The sequence below is a fragment of the Pseudomonas sp. SK genome, assembly GCF_012975065.1.
Taxonomy (GTDB): domain Bacteria; phylum Pseudomonadota; class Gammaproteobacteria; order Pseudomonadales; family Pseudomonadaceae; genus Aquipseudomonas; species Aquipseudomonas anuradhapurensis.
Genome location: NZ_CP051857.1, coordinates 4978215 through 4989823 on the forward strand (window position 1 = coordinate 4978215; position 11609 = coordinate 4989823).

Genomic DNA, 11609 nt, shown 5'->3' on the forward strand with positions numbered 1-11609 from the left:
GTCACAGAAGCTCGCACCATGCTGCCGCGCGCCGAACAGAAGCTACAGACCCGCCAGGCCCTGCTTGATGCCGCCTGCCAGCTCATGGAGAGCGGCCGTGGTTTCGGCAGTATCAGCCTGCGCGAAGTGGCGAAGACCGCCGGCATCGTGCCCACCGGCTTCTACCGGCATTTCTCCGACATGGACGCCCTGGGCCTGGCCCTGGTGGCCGAGGTCGACGCCACGTTCCGCCAGACCATCCGCCTGGTGCGCCACAACGAATTCGAGCTGGGCGGCATTACCGATGCCTCGGTGCGTATCTTCCTCGACGTGGTCGCCGCCCACCGCGCACAGTTCCTGTTCCTCGCCCGCGAGCAGTACGGCGGGTCGCAGGCAGTTCGCCAGGCCATTGCCCGCCTGCGCCAGGACATCAGCGACGACCTGGCCACTGACCTTGCGCGGATGAAGCGCTGGCAGCATCTGGACGGCGCGGCGCTGGCGGTGATGGCCGACCTGGTGGTGAAGACCGTGTTCGCCACCCTGCCGGAACTGATCGACAGCCCGGAGCCAGGTTATCCACAGGCGTTGACGCCGCAGGAAAAGATCACCCAGCAGTTGCGCTTCATCTTCGTCGGCGCGCGGCACTGGCAGGGGTTGGGCAACCCGGGCTGATCGTTGCCGGTACTGGCCTCTTTGCCGGCACAGGCTACCGAAAACCCCAGTTCTGCTACCATGGCGCCCTGCCCGACAGCGACGAGCGCCTAAATGTCCAACCCCCGCCACACCCTGCCCGAACTGGCCCGCTTCAACCAGCATTTCGCCGAACGCATCGTGCCGTTGTGGCAAGGCCCGGGCTGGAACGCCGACATGGCCCTGCCCTACGAAGCCCTGGACGCCGAGCAGCGGCCGTTGCCGGTGCAGCGCTACCGGGCCATGGCCTGCGCGCGCCAGCTGTACCTGTTCAGCAGCCGCATCGGACAGCCCGGCGCCGCCGAACGCGCGGCGGCCCTGTTCCGCTCGTTGCAGAAGCACTTCCACGACGCCGAACACGGTGGCTGGTTCTACAGTATCGACGCCCAGGGCAAGCCGCTGGACCGGCGCAAGGACCTGTATACCCATGCCTTCATCGTGTTCGCCTGCGCGCACTACTGGGGCAAGGTGCGCGAAAGCCTGGTGGAGTCCACCTTGAATGCAGCGCTGGACATCATCGACCAGCAGTTCGCCCGTGACGATGGCCTGTACGAAGCCAGCCTGGGCGAAGATTGGGCCGACCTGGGCAGCGGCCCGCTGCAGAACCCACAGATGCATCTGGCCGAAGCGTTCCTGCAAGTGCTGGCAGTACGTGAAGACGAACATACCCGGCAGTCGCTGCTGCAGCTGTGCGAAGCCCTGCAGGCGCACTTCATCGAGCCGGCCCATGGCCTGATGCTGGAAAAACCCCGCGGTGCTGTGGATAACTGGTTCGAACCAGGGCACCAGTTCGAGTGGTTCTATCTACTGCATACCTCGCCGCTGCTGCGTGGCACGCCGCTGCATGCCTCCATCGACCGGGCGTTCGGCTTTGCCGAGCAGTACGGGGTGAAGGATGGGGCAGTGGTGGCGATGCTGGCTGTGGATGGCCAGGTACTGGATGCCACCCAGCGCATCTGGGCGCAGGCGGAATACCTGCGGGCGCTGGTGCTGCGTGCGGGGGGCGAGGCGAAGCTGGCGGGGCAGTTGCAGGCGCTGGAAGCGCGGTTCCTGCGGCAAGCGGGCTGGTATGAGTGCCGGGACGGCGAGGGAGCGGTCAGCCGGCATGATATGCCTTCGACCACCCCCTACCACCTAGCGACGTGCCTGGAAGGCTTGCAACGCCTGGGCTGACGCTGCAGCGGCCCGTAGATGCGCATTGCCCCTGTAGCAGCGGCCTTGTGTCGCGAAAGGGCTGCAGAGCAGCCCCGGGGTTTCAACGTATATGCACAAATTGCCGGGGCTGCTTCGCAGCCCTTTCGCGACACAAGGCCGCTGCTACAAAGGGCGCACTAGCCGACCAGGTGGAAACTCAACCCTTGGCTGACCGGTCGATCGAGAACCCTGCCCAGTCCTGGCTAACCGGCATCAGCTCCAGGCTGTTGATGTTGATGTGCGCCGGCTGGTTGAGGATCCAGAAAATGGTCTCGGCGATGTCCTGCGGCTGGATTGGCTCGGCACCGGCGTAAGTCGCATCGTACTTGGCCTGGTCGCCGCCGAAGCGCACCAGCGAGAATTCACTCTCGCACAGGCCCGGCTCGATGTTGCTCACGCGCACCCCGGTGCCGCGCAGGTCGCAGCGCAGGCTCAGCGAGAACTGGCCGACGAACGCCTTGGTACCGCCATACACGTTGCTGCCCGGGTACGGGTAGTTGCCTGCCACCGAGCCCACGTTGAGGATCGAGGCGCCGCGGCCATGGGCGATCAGGCGTGGCAGCAGCAGGCGGGTGGTGTAGATCAGCCCCTTGATGTTGGTATCGACCATGGTTTCCCAGTCGTCCAGGCTGCAGTTCTGCGCCGCATCCACGCCCAGCGCGAGGCCGGCATTGTTGACCAGCCCTCGCAACTTGTCGAAGCCTGCCGGCAGGTTGGCGATGGCTTGCTCCATGGCCTTGCGATCCCGCACGTCGAGCACCAGCCCATGCACTTCGGTCTTGGCTGACAGCTCGGCGCACAGGGCGTCCAGGCGCTCCTTGCGACGACCCGTGAGGACCAGTTTCCAGCCGGCCTCGGCAAAGCGGCGAGCAGTCGCCTCGCCGAAACCGGAAGTCGCGCCAGTGATGAATACGGTGGACGTCATGCTCTGTTCCTCACGGTAGGTTGTCATCGGCAACTTTGCAGCATGCCCGCGCCGGGCGCTGGCAGCAAGCCGTCGAGGCCCCTGGTCATTTTTTGTTCATAACCGGCAAACCCTTGCAGCAGAGGGCGCGGCGCCAGCTATGCGCATGTTATCCACAAGACTTTCCCCATGGATTGGGGGCAACTTGTCTGCTGGGCGGAACCCTTTCAGCGTGGCGGGGTCGGTGGATATCTTCAAGGTGATGGCGCAAGGCTTTCAAGCATGCCGCGTGCAGCGGTCTGTCCAAGGGTTTTTCACAGAGTTATCCACAGGCTGTTCGCTGCGTTGGCCGAGGCTGCAGGGCTCGCCAGAGCAGTGAAAATCACCCAGAGAAGGCTTCTGATCAAAAAATAACCATGCAGCTGCAACCCTTGCTTTTCAAGGGCTCGCGCCAGGTGCCACCATGTTTTCCACAGGCGGCTCCACATTAACCGTGGACAATATCAGCCTGTGCAAACAATGGCTTGCGACGCGCTTGTGGAGTAATTCCGGAACGATGTGAAACAGGTTGTCCACATAGCGAACGGGGCTGCGTTTGCAGCCCCGGATACCACTCAATGACCGCCCAGATAAGCGTTGCGCACTTCCTCGTTGACCAGCAGCTCCTGCCCTGTGCCGGTCATGCGAATCTGCCCGTTGACCATCACATAGGCCCGGTCCGAGAGTTTCAGTGCATGGTTGGCGTTCTGCTCCACCAGGAAGATGGTCATCCCGGTCTTGGCCAGTTCGCGCAGGGTCGAGAAGATCTGCTTGACCACGATCGGCGCCAGCCCCAGCGATGGCTCGTCCAGCAGCAACAACTTCGGACGGCTCATCAGCGCCCGGGCAATCGCCAGCATCTGCTGCTCGCCACCGGACATGGTCATGGCCCGCTGGTTACGCCGCTCCTTCAGCCGCGGGAACAGCTCGTACATGCGCTGCATGTCTTCGTCGGCATGCTTGTCGCCGATGGGGATGGTGCCCATCATGAGGTTTTCCTCGACGGTCATGTCGGGGAACACCCGGCGCCCTTCCGGCGACTGGGCGATGCCGTTGGAAGCGATGTAGTGCGACGATTTGCGGGTAATGTCGGTGCCGCGATAGACGATATGCCCCGACGCTGCCCGCGGCTGGCCGAAAATCGACATCAGCAAGGTCGACTTGCCGGCACCGTTGGCGCCGATCAGGCTGACCGTCTCGCCCTCGTTGATGTGCATCGACACCTTTTTCAGCGCCTGGATCGGCCCGTAGAACACGTCCAGGTCCTTCAGTTCGAGAATGGGTGCAGTCATACCAGTTCCTCTTCATCGGCACCCAGGTAGGCGGCGATCACCGTCGGGTTGTGGCGGATATCCTGCGGCGCGCCTTCGGCAATCACGTTGCCGTGGTCGAGCACCACGATATGGTCGGAGATGCTCATGACCATGCCCATGTCGTGCTCGATCAGCACCACGGTGATGTCGTGCTCGTCGCGCAGCACGCGGATCATGCGGCTGAGGGCCTCGGTTTCCTGCGGGTTCAGGCCAGCCGCCGGTTCGTCCAGGCAGATGATCTTCGGCCGCGTGCACATGGCCCGGGCGATTTCCAGGCGGCGCTGCTGGCCGTACGACAATTCACCGGCCAGGCGGTTGGCGCAATCGACCAGGTCGACCACCTCCAACCAGTAGAATGCATGGTCCAGCGCATCGCTTTCAGCCTTGCGGTAGGCCTTGGTGTTGAGCACCCCGGCCAGCAGGTTGCGGTTGACCCACATGTGCTGGGCCACCAGCAGGTTTTCCACCACCGACATTTCCTTGAACAGGCGAATGTTCTGGAAGGTCCGTGCCAGGCCGGCGCGGTTGACCAGGTGGGTACCGCCGAACATCTTGTAGTACAGGCGGTTGGCAAAGCGCGCCGGCGAGACGAAGTCCGCAGCCTGGAAACGCTCGCCGAGCAGCTGGATGACATTGGTGTGGCTGCCGCGCACATTCAGCTCGATGCGCCCGCCGCTGGCCTTGTAGAAGCCGGTGAGGCAGTTGAACACCGTGGTCTTGCCGGCGCCGTTGGGGCCGATCAGGGCGAAGATCTGGTTGCGCTTGACCTTCAGGCTGACATCGCTGAGCGCCTTGATGCCACCGAACTGCATCATCAGGTTGTCGACCGAGAGAATGATATCGTCGCTCATGGCGCCACTCCTTTACGCGGGGTCACACCGGTACGGCTGATGCGGATCAGCCCACGCGGTCGCCAGATCATCATCAGCACCATGAGCACACCGAACAGCAGCACCCGGTATTCCGAGAAGCTGCGCAGCAGCTCTGGCGCCACGGTCAGGACGAAGGCCGCAATGACCACGCCCACGGTCGAGCCCATGCCGCCGAGCACGACGATGGCCAGGATCAGTGCCGACTCGAAGAAGGTGAACGACGACGGGTTGACGAAGCCCTGGTAGGTCGCGAAGAACACCCCCGCCAGGCCAGCCGTGGAGGCGCCCAGGGTAAACGCCGAGAGTTTCACCAACACATGGTTCAGGCCCATCGAGCGGCAGGCGATCTCGTCCTCGCGCAGTGCTTCCCAGGCCCGGCCGACCGGCATGCGGGTCAGGCGGTGCTTGATGTACAGCACCGCCAGCACGACCATGAACAGCACCGCGTAGATGAACACGAACTTGAGGTTGGCGTTGTATTCGAAGCCGAAGAACTCATGGATCGGTACCCCACCGTCCTTGGCCCGGCGGCCGAACTCCAGGCCGAAGAAGGTCGGCGACGGCGCCGGCATGCCGTTCGGGCCACCGGTGAACGACAGCCAGTTGTTCAGTACCAGGCGAATGATCTCACCGAAGCCCAGGGTCACGATCGCCAGATAGTCACCGTGCATCCGCAGCACCGGGAAGCCGAGGATACAGCCCGCCAGCGCTGCTGCGATGGCCGCCAGTGGCAGCACGCTCCAGAAGCCCAGGCCGAGGTACTGGTAGCCCAGCGCCAGGCCGTAGGCGCCGATGGCATAGAACGCCACGTAGCCGAGGTCGAGCAGGCCGGCCAGGCCGACCACGATGTTCAGGCCGAGGCCGAGCAGTACGTAGATCAGGCCAAGGATGACCACGGTCAACAGGTACTTGTTGGCGAAGATCGGGAAGACGATGGCAATCACCACCAGCGCCGGGATGATGTAGCGCAGGCGCGACACGTAGCCCGGCGCGCGCACATGTACACCCGAGCCTCCGCTCTCGAAGCCCTGCAGCATGCGGGTGCCGGCGGCAGTCTGCAGGTACAGGCTGAGCAGGAAGCGCCCCAGCATCACGCCGCCGACCAGCCAGGCCACGCGACGCGGCTCGGCATTGAAGCTGTAGCCATCGAGGACCACACCGACGACCGGGCCAAACACGATGAGTGCCAGCAGGCCGGCGACGATGGTCTCCAGCAGGCTGCGTTTAAGGTCGAAACCCTTGGTTTCGGGAACAACGGCAGTTTTGGCAATGGACATGTTCACACCTTAGCCACGAGCGGGCGACCCAGCAGGCCTTGCGGGCGGAAGATAAGGATCATCACCAGCAGCGAGAAGCTGAACACGTCCTTGTAGTCGGAGTTGATCAGGCCAGAGAACAGCGACTCGGAAATACCCAGGATGATCCCGCCGAGCATGGCGCCAGGCAGCGAGCCGATCCCGCCGAGCACCGCGGCGGTGAACGCCTTGATGCCGATGATGAAGCCGGCATAGAAGTCGAAGGTGCCGTAGTTCATGGTGATCAGCACGCCGGCCAGGGCGGCCATCACCGCACCGATGACGAACACGTAGGAGATCACCCGGTCGGTGTTGATGCCGAGGATCGAGGCCATCTTGCGGTCTTGCTGGGTAGCCCGGCACATGCGGCCGAGCTTGGTGTACTTGATCACGTAGGTGAGCAGGCCCATGCCCACGAATGCGGCCACCAGGATGAAGATCTTGGTGTAGGTCAGCTGCACGAAGCCGGTGCCTACTTCGACGCGCCAGGCGCCTTCGAGCAGGGTCGGCACGCCTTGCTGGCGGGCGCCCTGGCTGATCTGCGCGTAGTTCTGCAGGATCAGCGAAATGCCGATGGCACTGATCAGCGGTGCCAGCCGGGTGGAGTTGCGCAGGGGTTTGTAGGCGATGCGTTCAATGGTGAAGCCGTACACACCGGTGACGACGATGGTGAACAACAGGGTGCCCAGCATCAGCAGGGGGAACGACTCGATACCGAAGTAAGCCAGCAATGCCAGGCTGATTGCCGCGAGGTACGCGGAAATCATGTACACCTCGCCGTGCGCGAAGTTGATCATGCCGATGATGCCATAGACCATTGTGTAGCCGATGGCGATCAGGCCATAGACCGACCCGAGGGTCAGGCCGTTGACCAGTTGCTGCAGGAAAATACCATCCATAACGCAATCTCACCTGATTGAGATTGCACGAGCGCCGACCACGGCGGGCCTTGCGACTAGGCGGCCCTCGCAGCGCAGTACTGTGCAGATCTACGGATAAAGACAGGTACCGCGGGGCTTGGGCCCGGGCGTGAACCCGGGCCGTGGGCCGTTGTTATTTTTGTTTTTCCAGCTGGTGGTACTTGCCTTGGGCATCCCACTGGTAGACCACGTAGTCGGACACGGTCAGGTCACCCTTCTTGTCCCACTTCTTCTCGCCCATGACGGTCTGCACCGGGTTGGCCTTGAGCCACTCGGCAGCGTCTTCGCCCTTGTTCGACTTGGCGCCGTTGAAGGCAGCGGCCAGGGCCTGCAGCGAGGCGTAGGCATACAGGGTGTAGCCTTCCGGCTCGGTGCCGTTCTTGCGGAACTCCTCCACCACCGCCTTGCTGTCCGGCAGCAGGCGCGGGTCGGCACCAAAGGTCATGTACACGCCATCGACGTACTGCGCGCCGCCTGCGGTGGACACCAGTTCGTCGGTGACGATGCCGTCATCGGACATGAACTTGACGTCCTTCAGGCCCTGCTCGCGCAGCTGGCGCACCAGCGGGCCGGCTTCCGGGTGCAGGCCACCGAAGTACACCACGTCGGCACCGGTGGAGCGGATCTTGGTGACCACGGCGCTGAAGTCCTTCTCGCCACGGGTCAGGCCTTCGTACAGCACCGGCTTGACACCGCGTTTTTCCAGCTGCGCCTTGGTCGCGTCGGCCAGGCCCTGGCCGTAGGTGTCCTTGTCGTGCAACACCGCGACCTTCTTGCCCTTGAGCACGTCGACGATGTAGTCGCCAGCGACGATACCCTGCTGGTCGTCACGCCCGCACATGCGGAACATGGCGGAAAGGCCGCGCTCGGTCACCTGCGGGTTGGTAGAGCCAGGGGTGATGGCGATCACGCCAGCCTCGTCGTACACCTCGGAAGCCGGGATGGTATTGGAAGAACAGAAGTGGCCGACCACGCCGACCACCTTGTCCTGGTCGACCAGGCGGTTGGCCACGGCCACGGCCTGCTTCGGTTCGCAGGCGTCATCGCCCTTGACCAGGACGATTTTCTCGCCATTCACGCCACCGGCGGCGTTGATCTTGTCGGCCGCTGCCTGCGCACCTTTCATGTACTGCTCGCCAAACGCTGCGTTTGCCCCGGTCATCGGGCCCGCTACACCGATCTTGATGTCGGCCTGAACATACGAAGAAACACCCAGTGCCGTAGCTACGGCCAGAGCCAGGAAACCTTTCTTGTAAAACGTCTGCGACATGAGGTGGTGCTCCTAGAGTTTTTTTGGTTGGCACTACAACTTCTCAGCACTGTGCTCAGAGCAAGGGCCGTGCCAGCGCTTTTGGGTTGCGGGAAAACACACCGCGCAGGGCGCCTGCAGGCGACCGACGGCCTTTTCTTTATTGAGCGTGCAACCGTCTGCCACGCGGCGGGCGCCACCGCACGTACAGACAAGGAGCAACCGTCGTGTGCCATCATTGCAACCCCGGCAAGTGTTTACGTGCAACCGGCCTGTAACAGCGGACGTCACCGAACTGCACACCGCTGGTGCGCGACTGCTACAGGCAGCACCGTTACAAGGCCTGCGCGCGCACCGAAAAACACGCTGTTTTGGCTGTTCCGGCCTCTTCGAGGGCTCGCCCGCTCCCACAGGTATTGCACCGTTCCTGAGCTCGGTGGTGTTCCTGTGGGAGCGGGCAAGCCCGCGAAGAGGCCGGAACAGCCACACGAGGCGCAAAAGGCTGGCACAATGTCCGCCATTCGCCGCTTCCGGAGCCCCTTTGATGAGCGAGAGCGCATTCGCCGAGCGCATCGTGCACAACCTGCTCGACACCGACTTCTACAAACTGACGATGATGCAGGGCGTGCTGCACAACTACCCGGACGCCGACGTCGAATGGGAATTCCGCTGCCGCAACGGCGAGGACCTGCGCCCCTATCTTGGCGAGATCCGCCAGCAGCTGGAAAAGCTCAGCGACCTCACCCTGGATGACGGCCAGTTGGCCTTTCTGGAACGCATCAGCTTTCTCAAGCCTGACTTCCTGCGCTTTCTGCGCCTGTTCCGCTTCAACCTGCGTTACGTGCGCCTGGGGATAGAGAACGATCAACTGTTCCTGCGCCTGAAAGGCCCCTGGCTGCACGTGATTCTGTTCGAAGTGCCATTGCTGGCAATCATCAGCGAGGTGCGCAACCGCCACCTGCACCCCCGCATGCGCCTTGCCGAAGCCCGCGACCAGCTATACCGCAAGTTCGACTGGCTGCGCGCGCATGCCAGCACCGAGGAACTGGCCGAACTGCAGGTGGCCGACTTCGGCACCCGCCGACGCTTTTCCAGCCGGGTGCAGGAAGAAGTGGTGCGCGTACTGCGCGACGACTTCCCGGCCCGCTTCGTCGGCACTAGCAACGTCGACCTGGCATGGAAACTGGATATCAAGCCGCTGGGCACCATGGCCCACGAATGGATCATGGCCCACCAGCAACTCGGCCCGCGGCTGATCGACAGCCAGATCGCCGCGCTGGACTGCTGGGTGCGCGAGTACCGCGGCCTGCTCGGCATCGCCCTGACCGACTGCATCACCATGGATGCCTTCCTCGGCGATTTCGACCTGTACTTCGCCAAGCTGTTCGACGGCTTGCGGCATGACTCCGGCGAACCGGTGGCCTGGGCAGAAAAGGCCATCGCCCACTACCAGAAACTGGGTATCGACCCGATGACCAAGACCCTGGTGTTCTCCGATGGTCTCAACCTGACCCGTTCCCTGGAAATCTTCCGCGCCCTGCGCGGTCGCATCAACGTGAGCTTTGGCATCGGCACCAACCTCACCTGTGACATCCCGGGCGTGGCGCCGATGAGCATCGTGCTTAAAATGACCGACTGCAATGGCGCGCCAGTGGCGAAGATTTCCGACGAAGCCGCCAAGACCCAATGCCGCGACGAGAACTTCGTCGCCTATATGCGCCACGTATTCAAAGTCCCCAGCAAGGAGTAACCCATGCAAGCGGTTCAGCAAGAGATTGCCCAGGCGCTGAAGGTACAGCCGCCGTTCGCCGACGCCGCCGCGCTCGAGGCCGAAGTGGCCCGGCGCGTGGCGTTCATCAAGGATTGCCTGGCCAACGCCCGGCTCAAGACCCTGGTGCTGGGCATCAGCGGCGGCGTCGACTCGCTGACCGCGGCCCTGCTCGCCCAACGCGCCATCAACGAGCTGCGCGCCGAGACCGGTGACAAGGCCTATACCTTCATCGCGGTGCGCCTGCCTTACCATGTCCAGCATGACGAACATGACGCCCAGGCCTGCCTGGAGGTGATCAAGGCCGATGAAGTACACACCATCGATATCGCCCCGGCGGTAAAAGCCCTGGCTGGCGAAGTGGAGGAACTGAAGAACGGTTCGCCGACCTTGGTGGATTTCGTCGTCGGTAACGTCAAGGCACGCACCCGCATGATTGCCCAGTACACCCTGGCCGGTGCACGCGGGGGCCTGGTGATCGGCACCGACCACGCTGCCGAAGCGGTGATGGGCTTCTTTACCAAGTTCGGCGATGGGGCATGCGACCTGGCGCCGCTGAGCGGGCTGGTGAAAAACCAGGTGCGGGCGATTGCGCGCAGCTTTGGTGCGCCGGAATCACTGGTGGAGAAGGTGCCGACCGCAGACCTGGAAGACCTCGAGCCGGGCAAGCCGGATGAAGCGTCCCATGGCGTGACCTACCAGCAGATCGATGCCTTCCTGCATGGGCTGCCGGTTGACCAGGAAGCGTTCGACATCATCGTCGCCACCTACCGCAAGACCCAGCACAAGCGCGAACTGCCGTTCGCCCCTTGAAAGCTTCGCGGGCTCGCCCGCTCCCACAGGTACACCAGTTGCTGAGCATTGTGGTGTACCTGTGGGAGCGGGCAAGCCCGCGAATAGGCCCGAACAGCCTACACAGCTTTGATTACTTGACGACGACCGTGCCTTTCATCATCGAGATGTGGCCTGGGAACGAGCAGAAGAAGCCGTAGTCTGTGCCAGCTGCCAACTTGGACACATCAAAGGTCACAGAATCTTTTTCGCCCGCGCCAATGATCTTGGTGTGAGCGATGACACGCTCGTCACCCTCTTTCAGATAGGCCTTATCGATACCAGCGCTCAGGCCTTCGGTAGCGATCGGCTGCATATCAGCTGCCTTGCTGATGACAATGTTGTGGCCCATGACGTTCTTCGGCAGTTTGCCCGAATGCTCCAGGTTCACAGTGAATTGCTTGCAGCTCTTGTCGATGACGATTTCCTTGGTGTTGAAGGACATCTGGTCGGTCGAGTCGACAGTTACCGAGCACTCGGCTGCGAAGACAGAGGCGCTGGCGAGGGTCAGCAGGGATACCGCTACAGCTTTCGCAAACATCATGAATCTCCTTG

11 protein-coding genes are annotated in these 11609 nt (G+C 62.8%); 4 read left to right on the forward strand and 7 right to left on the reverse strand.

Features of this window, described 5'->3' with window-relative positions:
* The first annotated feature begins 18 nt into the window (after positions 1-18).
* Positions 19-651 (forward strand): TetR family transcriptional regulator, encoded by a 633-nt coding sequence (locus HG549_RS22775; RefSeq protein WP_170032980.1) that lies wholly within the window; start codon positions 19-21, stop codon positions 649-651.
* Between the two features lie 93 nt (positions 652-744).
* Positions 745-1842 (forward strand): AGE family epimerase/isomerase, encoded by a 1098-nt coding sequence (locus HG549_RS22780; protein ID WP_170032982.1) that lies wholly within the window; start codon positions 745-747, stop codon positions 1840-1842.
* Positions 1843-2020: 178 nt separating this feature from the next.
* Here the strand turns inward: HG549_RS22780 and HG549_RS22785 are convergent, their stop codons facing one another.
* From HG549_RS22785 to HG549_RS22810, 6 genes are all read right to left on the reverse strand, one after another.
* Positions 2021-2788, reverse strand: coding sequence for an SDR family oxidoreductase (locus tag HG549_RS22785; protein WP_170032983.1), 768 nt, complete (start codon positions 2786-2788; stop codon positions 2021-2023).
* A gap of 593 nt (positions 2789-3381) precedes the next feature.
* Positions 3382-4098 (reverse strand): ABC transporter ATP-binding protein, encoded by a 717-nt coding sequence (locus HG549_RS22790; protein ID WP_170032985.1) that lies wholly within the window; start codon positions 4096-4098, stop codon positions 3382-3384.
* Entirely contained in the window at positions 4095-4970 is an 876-nt protein-coding gene (locus HG549_RS22795) for an ATP-binding cassette domain-containing protein (RefSeq protein WP_019098909.1), read from the reverse strand. The genes HG549_RS22790 and HG549_RS22795 overlap by 4 nt, the downstream gene beginning before the upstream one ends.
* Entirely contained in the window at positions 4967-6268 is a 1302-nt protein-coding gene (gene livM / locus HG549_RS22800; protein ID WP_170032987.1) for a high-affinity branched-chain amino acid ABC transporter permease LivM, read from the reverse strand. The genes HG549_RS22795 and livM overlap by 4 nt, the downstream gene beginning before the upstream one ends.
* Before the next feature lie 2 nt (positions 6269-6270).
* On the reverse strand, positions 6271-7185 hold the full coding sequence (locus HG549_RS22805) for a branched-chain amino acid ABC transporter permease (RefSeq protein ID WP_013974411.1): 915 nt from the start codon (positions 7183-7185) through the stop codon (positions 6271-6273).
* A gap of 154 nt (positions 7186-7339) precedes the next feature.
* Positions 7340-8476: a branched-chain amino acid ABC transporter substrate-binding protein gene (locus HG549_RS22810; RefSeq protein ID WP_170032989.1), complete on the reverse strand. Its 1137-nt coding sequence runs from the start codon at positions 8474-8476 to the stop codon at positions 7340-7342.
* 523 nt (positions 8477-8999) lie between these two features.
* Between HG549_RS22810 and pncB the strand changes: the two genes are divergently transcribed.
* Positions 9000-10205: a nicotinate phosphoribosyltransferase gene (pncB, locus tag HG549_RS22815; RefSeq protein WP_170032991.1), complete on the forward strand. Its 1206-nt coding sequence runs from the start codon at positions 9000-9002 to the stop codon at positions 10203-10205.
* 3 nt (positions 10206-10208) lie between these two features.
* Positions 10209-11036 (forward strand): ammonia-dependent NAD(+) synthetase, encoded by an 828-nt coding sequence (gene nadE, locus HG549_RS22820; RefSeq protein WP_170032993.1) that lies wholly within the window; start codon positions 10209-10211, stop codon positions 11034-11036.
* Between the two features lie 112 nt (positions 11037-11148).
* On the opposite strand, the gene azu is transcribed toward nadE, so the two are convergent.
* The gene (gene azu / locus HG549_RS22825) at positions 11149-11595 is read right to left on the reverse strand and encodes an azurin (protein WP_170034309.1); all 447 of its coding nucleotides are present in this window, start codon (positions 11593-11595) and stop codon (positions 11149-11151) included.
* Positions 11596-11609: the final 14 nt, after the last annotated feature.